Genomic DNA, 21,609 nt, shown 5'->3' with positions numbered 1-21,609 from the left:
TGGATCAGCCGACAGGATAATCGGACGAAGACCAAGACGCTGGGCCGCCTGGACGTATAGCAGACCACAGCCCCATGGACCGCCTTCAACCAGGACGAGTGCTCTTCTTGCCATTGGCGTTTACCCTCCGTATTTATTCCCGCCTGAACTCAGACCTGCGATAGATACCATCGTCAGCGATTTGCAATCGCAAAGGTTCTGTAAATTTACTTGAAGGATCTGTTACAACTTTGCGGTTGCTGGTGGAGGAGGTTCAAGACCTACGAGATCGGCTATATCCATATCGACGGCTGCGAACTGCGGCATACTGACGCCCCGCGCATCTTCGACCGCTTGGCGAGCTACTGAATAAGGTGACGCAGGGTTGTCCCTTCTTTACGTGGCGCCGAACTTTGCCAATGCCGGTAATAACTGGCCTGGCTGACCCCTGCCAGCCGGCACATCCTTTCAATGCCTTGCGACGAGCCAGCGGTCATTTTTTCGATGACCTCGAAGGCCCCGTGCCGCCAGGCGCGGTGTCCTGCCGGTGATCGTCCCTGATATGCCGCAAGGTTTCTTGAAAAAACCGAGATCCGGTTGCTGCTGGCCGACTTTCTGTTCCAGCTCGGAGATACGTTTCACCATCTCCTGCCTTTTTGCTGCAATTGCCGGGGGTGAGACCTCTGTTATTCCTTCGTTTGCCGCTTCGCCTTCAACGCCCAGCCATCGCTCGATCAGGGGCAGATCAGGGAACTCGCCACCTGCCGCTGGATTGCGCACGGCGACACGCTTTTGTTCCTCGGCCCACCCGATCCCGCGTCATAATGCACATCTCGCTATGTCATTGAAAAAGCATCGGCTGTTGATCTTGCCCTTGCGATAATGGGCGTCGCATGCCGCTGTTGGCATAGTGCTGGATGTCGGGACGCACGAGATCCTGACCGCGAATGACCCAAGGCGTGCCCTTGAAGTATTGCTCGGCCGGCAGATGACCGGCGCGGATGGTGCGAAGCACCGTCATTGCCCGCACGCCCAGCTTCTCTGCCGCTTCCTGCAAGGTGTACTCGCCGCGCGCCGCGCGCTCGCCGTGTCTGTAGACGGCAATGTTGTGTTGGCTACGGAAGGTGCAGACGCGCGACTGCGTCCATCCGTTTTGCCAGCCGGTGGTCCTGCCGAGTCGATTGAGAAGGGCCGCAATCGCCTTGTCCGGCAGCTGGCGCGCTAGCGCCCGGATCAGCGGTTCGATCTCGGGCGCGGCACGCCCCTGTGATGACCGAGCTTGTTCTTCTTGACGGAGAGCGTGGTATGATCGCCGCCCTGCCAATGCACCACCATCTCGATCCGGTCATTCTCGACACGGACGACGATCTCGCGAACGACCGTGCGAATGATGCGCTTGCGAGTGACGCTGGTGGCATTTGCGTGATGCCACGCTCGTTCAAGATCGGCGCCCATATGCAGCAGCTCCTGGCGCTCGGCCTCGCTGAGTGCTTCCGGCTTTTTGGTTTCGAGGGCGTCGAGTTCGGCTTCGCGCTCTCGCACAACCGCAAGCGCAGCATTCCAGCGCCGCTCAAGTTCGCCTGCCACGAGCCGATTGTCGGGATCGACGGCGTCATATTGGCGCTGCGCATGGGCCGCTTCATAGCGTGCCTGTTCAAGCGCGAGCTCGATCTGATGCTGCTTCTCAGCGCTCTGCGCCTTGGATGTCTCGATCGCCTGAACAGCCGCTTCGATGCCCAAGGGTTGAAGCCGTTCCAAGAGTTCGGTGCCGACGGCTTCATCGACGCGCAGCGATCCGAAGCTGATGCATGGATCGGTGCGATGGTTGAGGAACGCGCCACGACAGTGATAGCGCCCGATCTTGCCGTTTCGGCCAGAATAAGCCACGTGCAGTTTGCGGCCGCAATGGCCGCAGCGCAGAAGGCCGCCCAACAACAAGTCGCCGCGGCGCGGCGCACCGCGTGCCATCACGCCCTTACCGTTGGCGTTGTCTGCAATCAGGCGCTGGTTCCTTTCGAAGTCTGCCCAGCTCAGGTAACCCTCGTGATGGTCAATGACCAAGACCTCCCAGGCCGATCGCTCCTTGCGCAAGCCCCGCACGATACGTTTGCGGCCACTTTCGATGGTGATCCGGCTGCCGGTCCGGCCAAAGGCATAGGCACCGGCGTCAATCGGGTTGGTAAGAATGTGATGCACGGTGTTGTAGACGGGTAGCTTCCACACGATCGTCCGCCCGGCCGCGCGGGTGTAGTTGACGGCCGGCAGCATGATTCCCTCATGGCGTAGCGACAGATGCACCTGGCGAATGCTCTGCAAGGCGGGAAAACGCGTAAAACGAGCGTGATCGCTTCGCGCACGCGCAGATCGGGGTCCATCTCGATGCGGTCATTGCCCGCCTTCACGTAGCCGACAGCCACCGCCAGAAACAGCTCACCGCGCCTTGTTCTTTAGCGCTTCGAGCGAGCGGGCGCGCAGGATCGAAAGCTCAAGTTCGCTCATCGTGCCCTTCATGCCGAGCAACAGCCGGTCATTGGGATGACGCGCTGAAGCGTTCAAAGGGTGGTCAGTTCGCCATGCACGCCATGGCACTTCCCGGGAACCCTTACGACGGGCACACGCTCGAAAAGATCATTCCTGCGATGGAAGACACCATCGGTGCCGAGATCGAGCGCATCCTCGCCGATGCCGGCTACCGCGGCCACAACGCGCCGCAAAGCCACAAGTTCAGGGTCTTCACCGCCGGTCAGAAGCGCCGCGTGACACCGGCCATCAAGCGCCAGATGCGGCGGCGATCGGCCGTCGAGCCGGTGATCGGCCACATCAAGGACGAACACAGAATGGGCCGCAATTACCTCGCTCACACCCAAGGCGATGCGATCAACGCCATCCTGGCCGCAGCCGGCTACAACTTCTCCCTCCTGCTCAGGTGGCTGAAGACGTTTTTGTGGCTCTTGATCGCCGCGTTCCTGAACCGGCCGAAGCAGCTTGCTGCTTAGCGATCAAGATTGTTCACGGTCGACGAATGAGTTCAGCGGTTCGCCGATCGGTGCCGGTGCGCACCTTCGGGGACTGGAATGATCCGCCGCCCGGTTACGTCGAGGTCGATTTCGTGGGGCATTCAGGCACATCTTCGTCCGGCAGCTTTGTGCAGACGATGGTGTTGACCGATATTGCCACGGGGTGGACCGAATGCGTTCCAGTCCGCACGCGCGACAGCGCCAATGTGATCGTGGCGATCAAGCAGGCCCGCTCGTTCTTTCCCTTCCCCCTGCTGGGCGTAGATTTCGACAACGACAGCGCCTTCATGAACGAGTTCGTCGTCTCCTGGTGCGAAGTGAGGAACTGGAAGTGACGCGCTCTCGCGCCTACCGAAAGAATGACCAGGCGCATGTGGAGCAGAAGAATGGCGCCATCGTGCGTCGCCTGGCGGGGTATGGTCGGTTTGTCGGCGCGGAGGCAACAGCTACCCTTGGTCAACTTTATGCTGTGGTGCGGCTTTACGGCAATCTGTTCCAGCCGTCATTCAAGCTTCAGGAGAAGACGCGGATCGGCGCTCGTGTGATCAAGCGCTATCATCCACCAGTTCCGCCTGCGGCTCGTGTCCTTACACATCCTGGTGTGGCCGAGGCCAACAAGCAGCAGCTACAGGCAATGATGGAAACCGCCGATCCCGTGCTGCTGTTTGCTGGTATCCGCGCCGCGCAGGAGGAGCTTGGACGACGGGTCGATCGTCGTGGCCTGAATGCGAAGATTGAGGAGCCGGCCGTTATCGATCTGCGCGCTTCGCCGCGAATCTGAAGACGGCCTGGAAGAGTGGCGAGACGCGACCAACGCATCGGCGGCCGTATCGGCGGACCAAACCCTATCCGAAGAGACCCAGCATGTACGAGCCGTTCGAGGTGCAGATCAAGGCATGGCTCGAGGACGAGCCGGCGCTCTCGGCAGCAAGTGTGTTGCAACGCCTGACAAAGATCGACCCGTCGCGTTTCAAGGAAAAGAACCTGAGAATGGTGCAACGGCTTGTGAAGGCCTGGCGCATGGAAATGGCTGGGCTGATCATCCTCGATGGCGGTTGGATGAAGAGCTGGCCGCTATCTTCCTCCGCCGCGACGGAGGGAGATAGGGGCCATGTCGGCCCCATCGCGCTCGGTAACATTCCTCGGTGAGGCAATAGGAGGGGTCAAATCCTCACTTCGCTTGACACTTGAAGAGTTCGATCACCTACGGCCGCGATCAAGGCTGTTGAGGTCACAGGGCCGATGCCTTCGATCTTTCCAAGCCGCTGACATAATTCGCTCTTTCGAAAGAGCTCCCGAACCCGTCCTGCTATGCGTTTGTCCAGTTCGGCCAACTCCGTTTGCACTTCTCGTATCAGCACCGCACCAATTCATTGAGACCACCGTCGCTGCCCCGTGATATCAGCAAGGGCCTGGCGCAGCCGTGGGATGTCGCGGGCAATGACCACTCCATGCTCGGCTAGAAGTCCACGAACCTGATTCCCGCGGGTCACTTCAAATTTCCCCGGTTAGGGTCAGTCAAACTCCTCCACCCGCAAGGCAGGACAGAAGTGGATTTGTTAGTTTGACTTTGTTTCCCGGGCAAGGGCTTCAGCGGCTTCTTGAGGCTATAGCTGCGGATTGATCGGGATAGGGGGACGCCTCGCGACGCCGCCCCTCCACACCATCGGGCATACGGTCCGTACCACGGCGGTTCGATCGGGGTATAAGAACCAGATGACGGTTTCGAACGGTGCTCGAAAAAGGACGGGAGTTCCTAAATCATCGCGTCGTGAAAACGTGGTCCTCGATTGGCGAACCCATTGCCCACGCGCCGCGCCTTCGCGGCCCGAGGAAGCGATGGCCCGGCCGCAACGGTCACGCTTTTAAAGTCTCGTTCTGGCTGGCTACGCTGTGTGGAATGAATTGCAATCATGCCTATCAGCGAGGGATTGGGTATGCGGCGTCTCCGCCCCATTGATTTTTTGGTTGCAACGGTCAGGTCTGGCGCTTGCAGATGTTCCCATGAGCACGTCGGGGAGTCCCGGACGTGCTCATTGTGAGGCGCTGATCCCCTGCGCATAGGCCCAGGGCATGAGGGCTTCGATGTCTTTGGCGAGGTGGCCATTGGCGAGGCTGATGAAGAGATCGTGCAGGTAGGCGTATGGTTCAACGCGGTTTATCTTGCATGTGCCGATCAGGCTGGCGAAACGGGCCCAATTACGGCCGCCTTCATCATGGCCGGCAAAGAGAGCATTGCGGCGGTTCATGGCTGGACTTCTGATCGCGTTTCGACGAGGTTGGAATCGATGTCGACGCGGCCGTCGTCCAGGAACAGCCGGAAGCCGGCCTGGCGTTTCAGCATATAGGCCATGGCCTCGCCGAGATCGGACTTGCGCGAGACGCGTGCGGCCTGAGCTGTCAGCCAGGTAAAGAACTCGTCCACCAGCGGGCGGGACAGGTTCTGGCGGACAGCCCGGCGATGATCGGGATCACAACCTCGGATGCTGTCCTCGATCTTGTAGAGGGCGGCGATGCGCAACAACGCCTCGTCGACGATGGGCGAACCCTTCTTCGGCTGGGACTTGATCAGTTTTCTGCGGCCATGCGCCCATCAGAAGGCCAGCCTCAACGGATCGCCGCCCGTGCGTTTTGGCGTGGCGAGGTGGGAGTAGCCGCCATAGGCATCGACCTGGATCGTGCCGTTGAAGCCGTCGAGGATTTCTGCGGCATATTCGCCTTTACGCCCAGGCCGATAATGGAACACCACGCCCGGCGGCGCAGATCCGTTCCAGCCGCGGTCGTCGCGCAGAATAGCCCAGAGATAGCCGGTCTTTGTCTTGCCGCGCCCGGGATCCAACACCGGAGCCGTGGTCTCGTCGACATATAGTCGTGAGCCACCCTGTTTTCAGGACCATGGCCATGTGGTCCACCACCGGCGCGATCACAGCGCCCGTTCGCCCATCCAATCCGCCAAAACCGAGCGGTCGATCGGCACCCCGTGCCGGGCCATGACGAGCGCCTGCCGGTTCAGCGGCATCTGTTCTGAATGCTTGGACACGGCGATCTGCGCCAACAATGCCTCGGTCGGCCAGCTGGCTTCCAGCAAATGCGCCGGCGCCCTGGCCTGAACCACGCTCGTGCGCCCCTTGGGGCAAGCGTATTTCGGGCGGATCGTGACGATCACCTGATAGCGCGCCGGGATATGATCGAGCCGCTCCGTCCGGTCTTCGCCAATTCGGACCATGTTCCCGCAACCGCAGGGGCAGGCAAGGCTATCAGGCTCGATCACCTGTTCGACGCGCGGCAGGCTCTGGGGCAGCGCGCGCGCCATGCGTTGCCTGCGTGAAGCAGTCTTTTCGCAATTGGCTGTGCTGGCCGCGATCTTTTCCTCGACGAAGGCGATCTGGGCCTGTGTTTCGGCAATTGCCGTCTCCAGGTCCTCCAGCGCCAGTTCCATCTGCGTCGGATCGAGCTTTTCCGATTTCGGCCCGAACTTCGTGCGGCGGTAGTCCTGAACTGGCTCTCCAGCTTCTCGATCAGTTCCTTCAACTCGGTGATGAAGGCGTCCTTTTCAGCCACCACCGCCTGCTCATGCTGGCGTGCCGCACGATCGACCGACCGCTCGAACTGCACGGCCGCAAAAGCCGTCACCACCTCTAAAGGAAGGTCCGGGAACCGGCTGAGATCGATAGGCGCAGACATGCGCCTTCATAGCAAATCGAAGCAAAAAGCCCAATAAAACAACGCCAAAACCGAACCGGTGAGTCACCCTGCCGCAGTCGGCGGCGCTACCCGCTGCGCCACCACGCGTCGCCAGTCAAGACCTTCGAACAAGGCTTCGAACTGCCCCCGCGACAGCCGCATCGTTCCATCCTGCACTTTGGGCCAGGCAAAGCTGCCCTGTTCCAGGATTTTGTAGGTCAGCACCATTCCGGTGCCATCCCATACCAGGATTTTAGACGATCCCCGCGCTTCGACCGGAAGATCACAGTGATCCCGGAGTGCGGATCAAGCTTCAACTCGGTCTGCACCATCAATGCCAGCGCCTGGGATGGCCACAGCGGAAGTCCACCGGCCGCGTCGCGATCAGGATCGGTAATCGTTGGCCCGCGACGATCATGCCGTCCCGCGCATCGCGCGCACCAAGGCCGCGACCCGATCAACCGGTACATCGCCGGCGGCCTGGAAGACGGACCCGACTTGGCCTTTCACGTGGGTTCGGGTGGTGATGCGCTTGCCATCCTTCTCGATCATGACCTCCTGCAGCCGGTCCAGGTTGCGCAGCAGATCGCTCCATTCGACGCTGAAACCTGTGGCGGCGCAAGATCCGCCAATTCCTTCTGCAGCAGCAGAGCCAGGAACGAGCAGAACACGTGACTGCGGATCGCCTCATCCGAGCTGTGATAGATTGGCCGGGTGCGCATCAGCGCTTGGCCCGGCGGAATAAAACCTCTACCTGCAGAAGTTCGGGCAGCGAAGGACCGCCTGCTGGGGCGTGATCCTGGCGTTGGTCCTTAAGACGAAGATCCCGTCATAGCGGGCCTCTTGGGCCAGCTTGCCGAGATCGATCTCGAAGATAGGCCCATCCCATGGTTCTTGAGGAAGCAACCGCCCGCTTCCCAGCTCGACGTTTTCGACACGTCGGGCTGTCAGCTTCTCCTCATAGAAATCCCTGACGATCATGATTCATCTCTTACGCTGCCGTGTTCACTGTGCTGCCGATCACGCTTTCGATAGCGCCCTCGAGGATGTCGAGGCCTTGGCTAAGCTGATCCTCCCTAATGACCAGAGGTGGCAGACACTTCACGACCTCGTCTTTGGGGCCGGCGGCCTCGACAATGAGGCCCCTCTGGAAGGCGGTGCTGATGACCTGCCCGGCAACCTCGCCAGACTTCAGATCGATGCCCCGCATCATGCCACGACCTTTGGCCGACACTCGCCCTGGATCGTACTTGCGCGCGATCTGATCGAGGCGGCTTTTCAGCAGGTTGCCTTTCTCCCTGACAGACGTTGCCAAGCTGTCTGTCCGCCAGAAGTGCTCCAGGGCTGCCCGGGCGGTGACGAAAGCATGACAATTGCCGCGGAACGTGCCGTTGTGTTCTCCCGGCTCCCACTTGTCGAGTTGTCGATCAATTAGGACAAGGGCCATAGGCAGGCCATAGCCCGATATCGATTTCGCCATCGTGACGATGTCCGGGCGGAGACCGGCCGCCTCGAAGCTGAAGAAGGCATCGGTTCGGCCAACGCCGGCCTGAATGTCATCGACGATCAGCAGAGCTCCGTGCCTTCGCGCAATGGCTGCTACCTTGCGCAGCCATGCCATCCCGGCGACATTGAGGCCGCCTTCGCCTTGAACCGTCTCGACAATCACCGCAGCCGGCGCGTCTACGCCGCTCGAGGGATCCGAGAGCAAGTGATCAAGGTAATCGGCAGTGTCTACACTGGACCCAAGATAGCCGTCATAGGGTAGCCGCGTCACGCCGCCGAGCAGCTGGCCGGCGGCAGCGCGGTGGTATCGACTGCCGGTGCAGGAGAGAGCGCCAAGGCTCGCGCCATGAAAGCCATTGGTGAAGGCTATAATGGTGGGCCGACCAGTGATCTTGCGCGCTAGCTTGAGGGCTGCCTCGACCGAGTTCGCGCCGGTCGGGCCCGGACACTGGACGACGTAGTCTAATTGTCGCGGCCTAAGGATCGTCTCGTGGAATTCCCGCAGAAAAGACTCCTTGGCTTCGTTATACAGATCGAGGCCATGGGTGATGCCGTCGCCCGCAATGTAGTCTATGAGCGCGGCGGGGGGATTGTGCCCGTAGTTTAAACTCGAGCAGCCCATGAGAAAGTCGAGATAGGCCGTCCCATCTCGCGCAAACAGCTGAGCCCCACGTGCCCTCGCGAAAACGACTGGAAATCTGCGGGCGTAGCTGCGAACTTCAGACTCGAGATGGTTGAAGATCGCGAATTCCTCCTCGCGATCCGGTGCACTTTGGTGAGTCATCGTTGCCTCCTTTTTGGGTATGGCTAGGCATATCGGCGGGAATGCCTGCAGGGCTGATGGAGCGTTCGATGGACTGATGGCTATCGTGTACTCGCTCTCACGCTGTCCCTTGGTCTCGCGGTCGAACCAGAGCTTGCCGGATTGGTGCACCCAAATCCCGAGCCACAACTGCGAAGAAATTTAGATGCCCTTTCGGGAGTTCACCGTGCCTTTGATGGGCGTCACGCCCTCGGAAGCCGGGTCGTTCAGGGCTGAGAGGATGAGTTCCTTGCCCCCAAGCGCATGTTGCGTAGCTTAGGTTGCACAGCCAATGCCAAATGCAGACCGTGGAGCGGTCGCTCCGCGGGAAGGCCGACAACCAGCCAACCACCTCACCATCTCCCCCAGAAAGCACGCAGGTGGCGGCGAAATCACTGCGAGTAGCAGCTCGTAATACAGCAAGTTGCGGTCTAGTTGCGGACACTTCGCGATTAGTTCCCAATCATCGGCTGCATTAATCTCCCCGGTCTTCGGAATGTCATTCGCGGCAACTGGACGTAGCGTGGCACCGAGAAGCTCTGGCTATAAATGACCATCCGGATCCTCCAGGCGAACACCAGTGCGTGTCGCGTTTCACGAAGAGGACTGATCAAAAGTCATGCCAATTGCGCCGAGGGATCCTTAGAACTATTTTCTGAGTTTTGCACAATGACTTGACCTGGAGCGCAGCAGGCACCCAGGCCGAAAACAAAGTGTCGCGGATTCGACAGACACGACAGTAAGTGTTGGTTGCCCGACGTTTTTTCAGGAATGGCGACGGGGCTTAACAACGGGACTGGTAGCGGATCATCTTGCGACTGAGGACGGAGCAGGTCCGCCGCTCCGACAGGCGTTCAGCTTCATCGTCGACCAGCGTTTCGCGCCGACGAGCTTCACCGCGGACATTGACGGAAACAACAAGGGACGACGCCTCTGCCGATCGTCGGCAAAAAAGCCCGTCGGAACGAACCGGCGGGCGAGACGGGAGGAAACGGTTGTAACTGGAATCAGGTAGCGAGAACGGCCTTAGGCTTGACCAGTTCGTAGCCGAGCCCTTCGGCAACCGCGCGGTTGGTGATCTTGCCCTTGTGGACATTGAGCCCGTTGCGCAGGTGATGGTCGTCGATCAGCGCCTTCAGGCCCTTGTCGGCAAGCTGCAGGCCGTAATGCAGCCTCGCGTTGCTGAGGGCATGGGCCGAGGTGACTGGCACCGCGCCCGGCATGTTGGCGACGCAGTAGTGGATGACACCGTCGACTTCGTAGGTCGGATCGGCACGGGTGGTGGCATGCGAGGTCTCGAAGCAGCCGTCCTGATCGATGGCGACATCGACGAACCATCGACCGTTCCATCCCCACCTGCGCCAGCTCGACGACATCTTTGGCCGCGACAGCGGAGCGCTGTTTTCGCATGCTCTCGCCGGTCAGATCGATGCGATAGGCGTTGTGAACGAGGTGATCCAGGATGGCATCGGCCAGAGTTGGGCTTGCGATAATTTCGTACCAGCGATCCAGTAGTACTTGGCTGGTGACGATCGTTGAACGATGTTCGTAGCGATGATCTCAAGGAGATCGCGCCGCTGGTCATCGTTGAGTTTTCCGGTCCCCAATCGTCGAGTAATGTTGCGCTTCACATTACACCTCAGACATCACGTCCGGGACTGATGTCGGCAAGCATCGCTGGCAGGGACCTTCCATTAACAGCGACAAGCCATTCCTGCTCCAACGTGCGTCCAAGCACTTCCATTTGAGGCGTGAGTCGAGGCCGTGTCGGCCAGTGGTACTCTTCGTTGTCCGGTGGAAGCGGGGAGCCGCCCCTCGACAACGCTTCTTCAAGTTTCGCCCCATAATGGCTGCTATGCATCGGATGGTTATCTAGAAAGTTGATCAGAACGTTGCTCCGATTTCGGACACCGCCCCGCCCAGGCAACAACGCGACCTTTCGAATGATCCGGTCCATTCGCCCGTTCAGGGCCGACGGAAAAAGGGCGCACAAGGCGCGCCCTTCATTTCGGTCGGCTATCAGCAGCCGCCTTCACCTTTCGTTGTTAGAAGCGGTAGGTGACACCTGCGCCTATCAACCAGGGATCGAGGTCGGCCTTCCCCGTCAGCTTCGCGCCGTCGACCGTGACGTCGAAGTCTGGCTTTAGGAAAACCTTCTTCACGTCGAAGTTGACGCCCCAGTGCTGATCCACCATGTAGTCGAACCCGACCTGCAGCGCGGTGCCGAACGTGTTCTTAACATGGAGAGCATCTGCACTGCCGACGTCCTGGTTATAAAAGATCGTGTAGTTCACGCCGGCACCGACGTAGGGCTTGAATGCGCCGAAATTGGTAAAATGATACTGCAATGTGAGCGTGGGCGGCAGCAGCCAAACCTTGCCGACATTGCCCAGCGCGCCGATCGCTCCTTGGCCCTCAATGTTGGCATAGGTGGTGCCGAGGATAAGCTCCGTGGCGATGTTGTCCGTGAAGTAATAGGAGATATCGAGCTCCGGCGTAACCGTGTTTGAATAAGAAAGACCAGAGCCGGGCACTGCATTGACGTAGCCCGAATCCTCAGTGACGACCCCCAATGCTCGCAGCCGGATCTGCCAAGGGCTTGGCGCTTCCGTGACCGAGGCTCCAGCCTGCGGGACGCTCGCGGCTTGCGCAAGCTCGGCCGCCACGGCCTGCTGTGCCATCAGCATCAGGACGATGGCCGCTGTTACGCCCCGCCCCACGCCCATTCGCTTTCTCGCCATGATATTCTCTCCTTGCTCTTCAGAAATGATGCGGTGCACTATGAAAAAACCTGCTGGAACCGACGAAGCGCTCATGCGCAGTTTTGCCCTTTGTCTCCGTGCACCTATCGAACGCCATCGACTTGCCAGCCGATCGCACTGCGAAGGAAATTGGTGCCCAGGGCAATGAATGCGGCCCGCTCACGATTGTTCTTGCCGGAGACGTGCCCCCTGCGTCGGACTCGTAGAAGTAGGCGGGATAGCCGCAACGGGTGGCCATGCCATCACCAAGCGCACTGGAAAGCAGAAGCGTGTCAGGGTCGAGCCAATTAACCCCGCCCTTGGCCTCCGCGAGGTTGAAGCCGTCGACGACGAAGCTAAGAGACTCCAGATCGAATCCGCGATGCACGACCGCCTCGCTGCCGCCGCGCGACAGGCGCAGAACGGCTCTTTCCCGTCTCTCCGGCTCAAGGGACGCGCCGCCCCAGATCCAGTCCTCTCCGTCGCTAGCCGTGAGGGCGTCTAGATCAAGCAGTAGCTCCCACTGGGGCTCAACTTTCATGTAGGCGGCAAGGGTGCTCCGGCGCCACAGTCCGCGCGGATTTCCGGCATCTTGCCAGAAAATGTAGAGGTACGGGCCGCGGCGGGTGATCAAGGGAATCTTGTCAGGACGGTCGAAGATCGCTGTCAGGGCCTCACGGTCGCGATCGAACTGCGTTCCACCGAACTGCCCCTGTGTCCTGGCCGACTGGCTGGCGGTCCAGTCAACTGCCCGTTCGCCTTCTATATCTTCAAGCCAAAGATAGGAATCATCGTCGGGAGCATTCAGAGTTGGACGGAAATCGAACGCGGTCATGTCCGTACAACCTGAAGAATGAAAGCGCAAAGGCTTCCTTCCGCTCGGGAAAGCTCAGTGTTTGCGGCGGCGACCGCATGCTCGGCGAGCGTGATCATGGATGAGTCTTCTTAGTTGGTGCGGCGCGGCAGTGCGTTTGCGCATAGGACTTGCATGTGTCGTGCCAACCAGGAAAATCTTTTCAGAACAATACGATCACTTTGATAGCGCTGTGTCTTATGTCCGACATCGTCGTAGTTCCGACAATGACGGCAACGGTAGGCGCCTGATCGATATAGTGTAAGCGCGGAGCCCATCACATCTGGCGCGGCATCAGATGATGGGCGAGAGATGATGACACTGAAAGAGATGATGACACTGAAGGAGCGTGGACCTTGCGGTGTCAATTTCTATATCTGCGCCTATGTCTGATGATAGAAGTTTCCATGTTCTTGAGGCGGTTCCGAACCGGAGGCAAGCCCGCAGCGTCTGCGGCGGTCGGCGCAAGCGAAGGCACGCTGATCGAGGCGACGCTGAAGCCGGGCGCGAATGTGTCGGCGATCGCGCGAGAGGCTGGAGTGGCGACCTCGCAGCTGTTCGGCTGGCGGCGCCAAGGCGATCAAGAGCGGTGCGGTGACGCCGCAGCGGGATGCGGATCGAATTGGCTTTGTCGAGGTCACCCAAGCGGCGTCTTCAACGGTAAAGATCTGTTTGGGCGATGTGGTCATTCGGGCTGGCGCCGATGTCGGCCAGGATCATTTGGCCAGGATTATTCGCGCGGTCCGCCAGGCATGATCCCGGCCGGCGTGAAGGTGTTGGTCGCCAGCCATCCGATCGATTTTAGAAAAGGTCCCGACGGCCTTCTGGCACTGGTGCGCGATGCCAGCTCGGAGCCGTTCAACGGCGCGGTTTACGTCTACCGCGCCAAAAGAGCTGACAGAGTAAAGATCGTTTGGTGGGACGGGTCTGGGCTTTGCCTTTACCCTCGTCATTGAGGGCAACGACATGATCCCGGCGACCGTGCGTTCGGCACTGTTGCCGTTTGGTGCGCCAACTGAGCGGACTTGATGCCGAGATCAGGCAGAGCGATCAGGCTATTCTGGCCCTCGCCAAGACTGATCAATGGCACGCCGTCTGTTCCATCGCAAGCGTCCCGGCGATGCGTTGACAAACTGGGCGGATCGCTTGATGGAGACAAAGCCCTTCAAGCTGTGTCGCCGTGGCGACCGCAAACAAGCTCGCCCGTATCGTCTTCGCACTTATGCGCGACGCAACACACTATGCCGGCACACCGGCGTACCAACAGCATCGGCAAAGGCCGCGAACCGGAATCGAGGGTGACAATGACGATGGGAACAGACGAGGACACATCCTGAAAGTCTGCAGCATAGTCGGAGCTTCGAGCTCGCTCTCTTGATCAGGCCAAAGGATCAGCGGATACCATCAGGGCCAGCAGTCACAAGACTCCAGCAACAGGCCGGAGACATGACCTCACCCGCGACCATCCCATCGCTGAAAACAAACCCTTGATCAGCGGGCGCCGTCCAGACATGACTATTTTGTATTGCTCGACGGACTGCCTCTGTCGTCGTGGCGCTGCCGTGGAGAACCTGGCCCATAGTGCCTCCTTCCATTCGGAAGAAAATAATGCACCATCAAAGCTCGGGACCAAACACCTAGAGTGCCATTCAGCTTGTAGACACTCCAGCTGAAATGACGCTCTTGACCCTGCCGCTCTGAGCGCGGCACCCGTGGCAGGCGGCGCTTCCATCGTTCACTTCGCGGCACTAGGCCGATGGCGGCTGAGGAAGTGATGAGGGCAGCGCAAACCAAAAAACGTTTGCCTCGCGGCTTCGGTCCTCGGCCCTTGACTAGTTGGCGGCGATGTACAGGGATTTCCCGAGAGCCTACGTGCAAAGGCCTGCAACTGCTGAGTGAGAGGAGGGACGCTTGGACGAACACGATCCGAAGGAAGAGCTGATCGAGACGATTTTTCGCAACGGCACAATCACCGTCGTCGGCATTCTGCTTGCCTTTTCGCTCGGCTTCGTCACGCATTGGGCGGCGAACCCCATGCCATGGCGGTTCTACGACCTGTTCGCCGTTGTGCCGATCCTGGTCGGCATAACGTTGCAGTTGCGGGCGCTGTCCCTGCTACTCGACATGAGTTCGTTGCGCCGACCCATCTACGAACGCGCCAACCGCATCTTCATGGCCGGCCTTATCCTGACCGCGTGCGGCGTCGGGCTGGCCATCCTGCTCGATGTCTTCGCAATGTCGATGAAGGGCACGCTGCCCGGCGCTTGACGGCCTGTCCCTGCGCTTTGGAGCTGCCGCAATCGGCCGACGCGACGCGTCAGATCCGAGGGTTCCTAGTGCTTTCCCCAAGCAGCTCAGCCTTCTTCCCGAAGAACGCTTTCTCTAGATTGCATTAGCGGTTGTTTAGAGCGTGGGCTTGCCGGAAATTACGTCCTCGGTGGCATAACCCGCACAGCTTTTAGGGTGTTGCCAGGAAGACCGATTCGCGGGCGTGGATGGATAAATGCTTGCGTCAGGAAGAGGCTCGGCAGGTTGCGTGCGCGCATTGCCGATCTGGAGCGCGATCTCGTGGCGATTACACCTCAGGGGCGCCATCGGCGTTTCGAAGCCGGACATGAACTTCGCTATGCGAAGTGCCGCCTGAAGCGTCTCGAGGAATGCATCGCTGAAATACCGGAGAAATGTGGCCGTTAGCGCAAGCTTCGCCGCTCTCAATCTTTGCCACGCGGTCAGCTGGTCGGCGGGGAACAGATGCCGATCGTGCGGGTACTCTGTCCCGGCAGAGACACAAGGTTCTGCACTGTCCGTTCATGAAGACGTCGTGCTAGTCTCCATAAGAGAAGTATTCTGGTGCAGAAAGTGCCCGATTAGCTATTCGGAAAAAGGCGACATCGACGTGCAAATCGGGCGCCGCCGTGTGGCGTCCCCCTCAATGTCGGATTTCGGACAGGATCGTAAATCCGCCAACCCATTGTTTGATAAAGTTTACCTTCTCTGGCACGGCCCATGCATGGGACTCTGCGAACGCACCAGCGAGACGTCGTCCATGATCATGCGCACCGAAAATGCTGTCGCCGTAGTGAACACCGCGCTTTCGCCTGCCATCAAGCCGCCGAAAGGCCGGCGCGTCATGGTCGGGCCGGCGATTGGGCCGGCTTCAAACACCTTAATGGGCCTGCAAAGCGTCTCGCGTGACGGCGACGCGGGCATCCAGACGAACGGAAAGACATACGTCGTTGCCCCACGTCGCCGGCCTAACCCCTCGATTCCACCGCGCTGGAATGCTCCGGTCTACATTCGACGACGCGAACGCGCTGGGCAAATTCTCGCAAACCCGGTCGGGACCGGTGCTCCGAACGTCCGCGAGGGGGGCCAGCGGCTGCGGCCGATATTCGCCGCGAACAAACCGCCTAGTGAGAAGACTCTATAGGAGGAAGCAGTGGAGTTATCTTGCGTTGGGATCGGTGCTGGCCCGTCCAATTTGAGCCTCGCGTGTCAGTTACACGAGCAAGTTGGGAAAGGGGCCGTGTTCCTGGACCGGCAGGTCGACTTCCGCTGGCACCCAGGCAGTGCATTCGATTCCTCGGAGCTCCAGGTCAGCCACTTCAAGGACCTGGTCACTCTGGTGAATCCGCGATCAGCCTACACTTTCGTAAACTTCCTGCACGAGAACGGGCGTCTGTATCACTTCCTGAACGCACAGTTCGAAGCCGTGCTCAGAGTGGAGTTCGAACAATACCTGAAATGGGTCTTCCACAGGAACCCACTTGTGCGTGGCGGCGAGACAGTGCGCGAAATCCGCTTTGACGGCGAGTTTCGGGTGCAGACGGATAAGGCGGTTCTCGGCGCCAGAGACGTCGTGGTCGGCATTGGCAAGCAGGCGCAAATTCCGCCTCAGTTCCAGGGCTGGACTGGACGCAACCTGTTCCACTCATCTGTTTTACTGCACATCCGCCCTGAGGTGCGGAGAAAGCATGTCTGCGTGGTCGGCGGAGGACAATCGGGAGCCGAGGTGATGTTGCATCTTATCGGCCTGCCGAAAGAACGGCGGCCTGCCTCGATCACTTGGGTCTCGCAGCGCGAAAACTATCTGCCTCTGGACAACAGCCCGTTCACAAACGAGTTGTTCATGCCCTGCTTTTCGGATCGTTTCGCGGCCATGAGCGAGTCGCAGCGTAAGCTGCTCCTGCGGCGTTTCGTGCTTGCCTCGGACGGCATTTCAGAAAGCACGTTGCGGGCGATCTATCAGGCGCTCTACCGCCACGCATTTTTCGAGCCAAACCGATCCGACATCACACTGCGGCCGGGCTGCACCGTCTCGCACTGCATCAACGCCGGCGCGGGTCACAGGCTGACCCTGCAGCACGGCATGGTCGAGGTCGAAGAAGTCGCGGCTGACATCGTCGTGCTGGCCACCGGTTACGAGAACGCGATCCCAGACTTCTTCGAACCTATCGCGCACCGGCTGGAGCATATCGACAATGAATTAGCTATTCGCGAGGATTTTTCGGTGAGCTGGGACGGACCGCGTGACAGACGCATCTTCGTACAAAATGCGAGCCTCGGGCAGCGCGGCCTGGCCGATCCGAACCTAAGCCTGCTGGCCTGGCGCGCGCGCCGCATCCTCGGTAGCCTTATTGGGCGCGCGCCATGCGCGAACCCCGAGCATCCTGGCTTCATCAGCCATACCTCGATCGAGAGCTGGCCCGCCCCCGCAGCCGAAGAAATGGGCAGCGGGATATGACTCGTAGACTTTTGATCATCGGCGGTGGCATCCTAGGAATGATGTCCGCCTCCGCTGCGGCGAAGGCCGGAGGCTTCTCCGAAATTGTGACCGAACAAGTTCTTGGACCAAGCGGCGCATCGCATTATTCTGGGGGCGTGCATTTCCCCTACGGTTGTCAAGACCGTACCAGGTCGCTCACTCGAAAGAGCGCCGTGGTGTTGGCGGCCATGGCTGGGTCGGCGGTCGGATGGTGCCGGCCTCTAGCGACGCGTGTCGCGGCTGGACCGGGTGAACCGAATGATCCGGCCCAGTTTACCGAAGCCCTGGACCCGGCTGAGCCTGACATAGGCAGTCTCGCGCCGAGCTTCTGCGGACAAAATCCGTCGGAGCGGAACGCACTTAGCATCGCCGTCCCACATGCGCGGGACCGTCTCCGTGGACCCGCAACTTGCCAGCGCCCGACTGCCCTAATTGGGGTCCGACCAACCAGTCTTTCCAACTGGAGGCTTTTCGCATGTTGACTGATACACAAAGAGACAAGTGGCAGAAAGACGGATACGTCAGGCTCGAAAGTTTCTTTGCGCCTGCGGCTCAGGAAGATATCTCTAATTTTGTCGAAGATGTGTCACGCTGGGATGTCAGCGATGATAAATGGCTCATGTGGTTCGAGAAGACGACGGACAATCGAAAGATCATATCCAAGATCGAGAATTTTCTCGACTTCCATGATCCATTGCGTCGTTTGCTATTAGAAGATCAGCGCATAAAGTCAGCGGTCGAAGATTTGCTTGGCGAAAATGCGCGCAGGCTCAAGGAGTTGCTTATTTTCCACTACCCCGACAGCGGCGGCTATCTCCCGCATCAGGACATTTATCACATTCCACACAAACTCCCCGACCGGATGGTCCATGCGGTGGTTGCCATAGGCATCGACGATTCCGACCCGGAAAACGGCGGGCTTTTCTTCAGCCCCGGCAACCACAAAAAGGGGGTCTTTCCCATGGATGCCGGTGGGGTGATCTATCCTCAAGTCGCCGAAACGTTCTCGTGGGAACCCGTAGTATGGAAGGCTGGCGACATCTTCATCTTCGACGATTACGCACCGCACTACTCACGACCGAACAAAAGCAATCGTTCTCGGCGGACACTCTACTTGGTGTTCCAGCGTGCCTCAACCGGTGGGCCGACCCGCGCTGAATATAACGTGCTCAAGCGCGCCCTTAACCCGCCCGAGGGCAAAGTGGCCGATCTCGACAATCTCAAGCCCCCAAATGGCATCTTCTATCGCGATTGAGCTCACGCAGCCAGGCGGAGGCAAGCACACGAAACTGATCGACCGCTCAAAGATGCGCGGACGGTATGGCGGTCTGATTTCCGGGCTCGCGGAGCATCGGACGCCTTGGCACGTGGATTGTGGACGTGGTTGCAGGCGGTCTTCTGTGTGCCTTCAGCCCGACTAGCGCCCCCCTTGGTCGCCCGCCTGCCGGCCCAGAGCTGCACTATCCTGGCCGGGCCGCCAACGGGTCGGGCTGCCGTTTCTCTCCATGAAGTGCACTTGAGGCTGTTCGTTGGCAGCCAAAGGTCCGTCCCACTCTTCAAAAGCTTAGGTTCGTTGTCATGCGCAAATACACATTTTCTCGAACGGAGCTGTCGCGAGCGTTCGGTATCGACACGGCCACGCTTGGAACGGGCAGCGCTCGCACGGGGTTTTCGTTCGGAAAGGTTGGACCCGGGGTCACATCCGAGCCCCATCGGCACGACGAAATCGAGGCCTTCGTGGTCCTGTCTGGTGCGGGCAAGGTCACCACCGACCTTGGGGAAATCTCGGTCGGGGCCGGCGACGTCGTTCTGTTCCATCCTTTTGAAGCGCATGTGCTGCGCAATGACGGGAACAAAGACCTGGATTTCGTCGATGTCTACTGGCGGGACGGCGAGGCCGCCCTTGGTGCCGCTGCAAAGACCACGGCTCCACGCGGGCCGACCTTCGTCTTCTCCGCGCCGCCAACGCCAAATGGCGATCTGCATCTGGGGCATCTTTCTGGCCCCTATTTCGGCGCTGACGTCTATACCCGTTTCCTGCGCATGAAAGGAGTCGAGGCGTATCACCTGACCGGAAGCGACGATTACCAGAGCTACGTCGCGACACGCGCCGCTACCGATCAATGGACGCCTGCAAACGTGGCGCGCTACTATTCCGAAGAGATTCGCGCCACGCTCGCACTTCTCGATTGTGACGTCCACAGCTTCCAAGCCACAATGGGCGATGACGGTTACCGCGAATTTCAAGCCGCGTGTTTCCGAACTCTTCTGAGCAGCACGGCGGTAGATCTGCGCCAGAGCCCTGCGCTTTTCGATGCTGTGACAGGCCACTATCTTTATGAGCCGGATGTCAGAGGCCTCTGCCCCGATTGCGGCGGCTCCGCCGCCGGCAACATCTGCGAGGAATGCGGCGCCCCAAACCTTTGCCACGACCTGGGTGCAGCGCGGTCACGGCAGTCTGCCGAAGCGCCGCTGGTCGGCTCCCTCCGCCGTCCGGAACTTGCCCTGGACCGCTGCTACGACAATATCGACCGGCATCTAAGGGCATCAGGCGTCCCGCTACGCATCTTGGATGTCTTCGCGCGCCTACGCCAACGCGGCGAATTTTCAGTGCCCATTACCCACCCCTCGGACTGGGGCCTGCCGGCCGAAGGGTTCCCGGGTCAAGTGATCTGGGTCTGGCCGGAGATGGCCTTCGGTTTTCTTTACAACATCCAGGCGCTCGGCCGCTCGCTGGGTCGTGACTGGAAGGCGGAGGTGCCCGGCAGCGATTGGCAGATTGTCCATTTCTTCGGCTTCGACAATTCCTTCTACCACGCGCTACTCTACCCCGCTCTTTACGCCGAGGTCTTCTCCCACTGGACGCCGCGCATCCACTATCACGTCAACGAGTTCTACCTGCTCGACGGCAAGAAGTTCTCAACCAGCTGCCGCCATGCGGTCTGGGGTAAGGAGGTTCTGAGCCCAAAGACAGTCGACGTCGTGCGCCTCCATTTGGGCCTGACACGCCCGGAAGGGGAGCGGACGGATTTCACGCTGGACGGGCTGCGCCGCACGGAGAAGGAGGTCTTCCAAGGGATTTGGCTGAACTGGCTTGATGCGTTGGACCAGGAAATCAAGCAGGATTTTGCCGGCCGTGTACCCGATGCAGGCGACTGGAGCCCAGCCGACCGCGCCTTCTTTGCTCGGATAGAGATCTATCGCGCGGCGATGGAGCGGGCATATTCGGACGAAGGCTTCTCGGTCCGGCGCGCGGCCGCTCAGGTCTGCGATTTCGTGCGCGATTGCGTGATCTACCGTCGGGCGCGAGACTATGCGGCTGCGCGATGTTTGTATCCCGCCCGCAATCGAACTTCGCTAGCCCTTCAGACGACGGCCGCTGCGATCATGGCACCGACAGTCGCTCCGTTAATGCCCCGGTTCGCCAGAACGCTGGCGCGAGGCATCGATGGCGTCTCAACCGAAACATGGCCCCGGTCCGTCCAGCGCCTTGCACCCGGGACGCGCTTTGATCTCAGACCCGTGTTGGTGTTCTACGCCAAGTCCGGCAATCCTCATCTCGATGAGGAGGAAGCACTATGAGCCCGAAGGTGCACCAGTGAGCTGTCCCAATCTCGACCAGATTTGCGCGGCAACCAAAGCCGACCATGCCAAATATGCTGTCACTGGGGCGACCGAAGCCGCTATCAAACGGTAGAGACCAGATTAGCGGCCCTGAACCAGCGCGTCGTCGACAACCCTGGCCCGCGCCTTCGAGGACCGCTCGGCCGATCGCTTCCCAGCCCTTGCTGTTCGTGCCGCAATGCCGTGTGGGCTCGACTGCGCTGACAACCTCTGCGGCATCGGCATTCCGTCCTCCAGCCGGTCAAGGCTGTCATGCGATTCGACCCGCTTGGTCAACCTGGCGCCCTGGAACGTGCGCCGATCACCAATGTGAATGCGAATGCCTGCGTGATGCTATCTTCTATTCTGTCCGAGACCGTACCAACGCGGCATTCAGCCGAAGAACAACTGAGCTACTGACAATCGGAATGTAGCAGGTTCAAATTCGGGTCCGAAACAGAATATTGCTCACAACCAGAGTTCAGCATCCGGCATGGTGCACAAGCTTCCAATCAGACCCGCGCAACGCACAGCCCTTTGCCTGAAGTATTCGGCGAGGGCTGCCAAATCGCAAGCGTATCCTCCTTAACATTCACGAGGTCTTCGCCGAAAATGCAGACGCTTGTCGCGGGAGAGATAGATGCCTAAATTATTAGGGT

Annotated in this window: 16 protein-coding genes and 8 pseudogenes; 12 read left to right on the top strand and 12 right to left on the bottom strand. The window is 59.8% G+C overall.

From position 1 onward, the window contains the following. Nucleotides 1-246: 246 nt before the first annotated feature. Nucleotides 247-345: pseudogene (locus NKI31_RS31895) on the top strand (IS481 family transposase); the annotation flags it as partial. Nucleotides 346-684: 339 nt separating this feature from the next. Beyond that, nucleotides 685-789: pseudogene (locus NKI31_RS28205) on the top strand (ATP-binding protein); the annotation flags it as partial. 31 nt (nt 790-820) lie between these two features. Here the strand turns inward: NKI31_RS28205 and NKI31_RS28200 are convergent. The 3 genes from NKI31_RS28200 to NKI31_RS28190 form a co-directional block, all read right to left on the bottom strand. Next, nucleotides 821-1,036 (bottom strand): helix-turn-helix domain-containing protein, encoded by a 216-nt coding sequence (locus NKI31_RS28200; protein ID WP_352653138.1) that lies wholly within the window; start codon nt 1,034-1,036, stop codon nt 821-823. Nucleotides 1,037-1,212: 176 nt separating this feature from the next. Next, nucleotides 1,213-2,247, bottom strand: a complete 1,035-nt coding sequence (locus NKI31_RS28195; protein WP_352653137.1) for a recombinase zinc beta ribbon domain-containing protein — start codon at nt 2,245-2,247, stop codon at nt 1,213-1,215. A gap of 162 nt (nt 2,248-2,409) precedes the next feature. Continuing rightward, complete coding sequence (locus tag NKI31_RS28190) at nt 2,410-2,535, bottom strand: recombinase family protein (RefSeq protein WP_352653136.1); 126 nt, start codon at nt 2,533-2,535, stop codon at nt 2,410-2,412. Between NKI31_RS28190 and NKI31_RS28185 the strand changes: the two are divergent. The 4 genes and pseudogenes from NKI31_RS28185 to NKI31_RS28170 form a co-directional block, all read left to right on the top strand. Continuing rightward, nucleotides 2,523-2,975 (top strand): annotated as a pseudogene (locus NKI31_RS28185) (transposase); the annotation flags it as partial. The gene NKI31_RS28190 and the pseudogene NKI31_RS28185 sit on opposite strands and share 13 nt — an antisense overlap. Nucleotides 2,976-3,001: 26 nt before the next feature. Beyond that, nucleotides 3,002-3,331, top strand: a complete 330-nt coding sequence (locus tag NKI31_RS28180; RefSeq protein ID WP_352653134.1) for a hypothetical protein — start codon at nt 3,002-3,004, stop codon at nt 3,329-3,331. Then, a complete protein-coding gene (locus tag NKI31_RS28175; RefSeq protein WP_352653133.1) occupies nt 3,328-3,777 on the top strand; it encodes a hypothetical protein in 450 nt (149 codons plus the stop codon). The genes NKI31_RS28180 and NKI31_RS28175 overlap by 4 nt, the downstream gene beginning before the upstream one ends. Before the next feature lie 83 nt (nt 3,778-3,860). Continuing rightward, nucleotides 3,861-4,145 carry a hypothetical protein gene (locus NKI31_RS28170; RefSeq protein WP_352653132.1) on the top strand — a complete coding sequence of 95 codons (285 nt, stop codon included), beginning with the start codon at nt 3,861-3,863 and terminating at the stop codon, nt 4,143-4,145. An 884-nt stretch (nt 4,146-5,029) separates the two neighbouring features. Here NKI31_RS28170 and NKI31_RS28165 read toward each other — a convergent pair. The 9 genes and pseudogenes from NKI31_RS28165 to NKI31_RS28120 form a co-directional block, all read right to left on the bottom strand. Continuing rightward, nucleotides 5,030-5,245 (bottom strand): transposase domain-containing protein, encoded by a 216-nt coding sequence (locus tag NKI31_RS28165; protein WP_352653130.1) that lies wholly within the window; start codon nt 5,243-5,245, stop codon nt 5,030-5,032. After that, nucleotides 5,242-6,435, bottom strand: a pseudogene (gene tnpC, locus NKI31_RS28160) (IS66 family transposase). The gene NKI31_RS28165 and the pseudogene tnpC overlap by 4 nt, the downstream one beginning before the upstream one ends. Before the next feature lie 308 nt (nt 6,436-6,743). After that, nucleotides 6,744-6,929, bottom strand: a complete 186-nt coding sequence (gene tnpB, locus NKI31_RS28155) for an IS66 family insertion sequence element accessory protein TnpB (protein WP_352653141.1) — start codon at nt 6,927-6,929, stop codon at nt 6,744-6,746. A 165-nt stretch (nt 6,930-7,094) separates the two neighbouring features. Beyond that, nucleotides 7,095-7,553 (bottom strand): annotated as a pseudogene (locus tag NKI31_RS31890) (hypothetical protein); the annotation flags it as partial. A 118-nt stretch (nt 7,554-7,671) separates the two neighbouring features. Beyond that, a complete protein-coding gene (gene ectB / locus NKI31_RS28140; RefSeq protein ID WP_352653127.1) occupies nt 7,672-8,970 on the bottom strand; it encodes a diaminobutyrate--2-oxoglutarate transaminase in 1,299 nt (432 codons plus the stop codon). 1,025 nt (nt 8,971-9,995) lie between these two features. Beyond that, a pseudogene (locus NKI31_RS28135) lies at nt 9,996-10,331 on the bottom strand (alanine dehydrogenase); the annotation flags it as partial. Between the two features lie 37 nt (nt 10,332-10,368). After that, nucleotides 10,369-10,606, bottom strand: a pseudogene (locus tag NKI31_RS28130) (ATP-binding protein); the annotation flags it as partial. A gap of 427 nt (nt 10,607-11,033) precedes the next feature. Beyond that, nucleotides 11,034-11,729: an OmpW/AlkL family protein gene (locus tag NKI31_RS28125; protein ID WP_502899207.1), complete on the bottom strand. Its 696-nt coding sequence runs from the start codon at nt 11,727-11,729 to the stop codon at nt 11,034-11,036. A 238-nt stretch (nt 11,730-11,967) separates the two neighbouring features. After that, a pseudogene (locus NKI31_RS28120) lies at nt 11,968-12,564 on the bottom strand (prolyl oligopeptidase family serine peptidase); the annotation flags it as partial. Between the two features lie 410 nt (nt 12,565-12,974). On the opposite strand from NKI31_RS28120, the gene tnpB (NKI31_RS28115) reads away from it, so the two are divergent. The 6 genes from tnpB (NKI31_RS28115) to NKI31_RS28090 all read left to right on the top strand — a co-directional run bounded on the left by tnpB (NKI31_RS28115) (nt 12,975) and on the right by NKI31_RS28090 (nt 20,929). Then, nucleotides 12,975-13,538, top strand: coding sequence for an IS66 family insertion sequence element accessory protein TnpB (gene tnpB / locus NKI31_RS28115; protein ID WP_352653126.1), 564 nt, complete (start codon nt 12,975-12,977; stop codon nt 13,536-13,538). Nucleotides 13,539-14,493: 955 nt separating this feature from the next. Then, nucleotides 14,494-14,850, top strand: a complete 357-nt coding sequence (locus NKI31_RS28110) for a hypothetical protein (protein ID WP_352653124.1) — start codon at nt 14,494-14,496, stop codon at nt 14,848-14,850. A gap of 778 nt (nt 14,851-15,628) precedes the next feature. Further along, on the top strand, nt 15,629-16,012 hold the full coding sequence (locus NKI31_RS28105) for a hypothetical protein (RefSeq protein WP_352653123.1): 384 nt from the start codon (nt 15,629-15,631) through the stop codon (nt 16,010-16,012). 9 nt (nt 16,013-16,021) lie between these two features. Continuing rightward, nucleotides 16,022-17,326, top strand: coding sequence for a lysine N(6)-hydroxylase/L-ornithine N(5)-oxygenase family protein (locus NKI31_RS28100; RefSeq protein WP_352653122.1), 1,305 nt, complete (start codon nt 16,022-16,024; stop codon nt 17,324-17,326). Nucleotides 17,327-17,822: 496 nt separating this feature from the next. Beyond that, the gene (locus NKI31_RS28095) at nt 17,823-18,602 is read left to right on the top strand and encodes a phytanoyl-CoA dioxygenase family protein (protein ID WP_352653121.1); all 780 of its coding nucleotides are present in this window, start codon (nt 17,823-17,825) and stop codon (nt 18,600-18,602) included. Between the two features lie 323 nt (nt 18,603-18,925). Continuing rightward, nucleotides 18,926-20,929 carry a class I tRNA ligase family protein gene (locus NKI31_RS28090; RefSeq protein WP_352653120.1) on the top strand — a complete coding sequence of 668 codons (2,004 nt, stop codon included), beginning with the start codon at nt 18,926-18,928 and terminating at the stop codon, nt 20,927-20,929. Nucleotides 20,930-21,609 lie beyond the last annotated feature (680 nt).

This window comes from Mesorhizobium sp. M0659 (assembly GCF_040320605.1).
In the GTDB taxonomy this organism is placed as follows: domain Bacteria; phylum Pseudomonadota; class Alphaproteobacteria; order Rhizobiales; family Rhizobiaceae; genus Mesorhizobium.
This window is presented reverse-complemented; position numbering and strand designations above follow the sequence as displayed.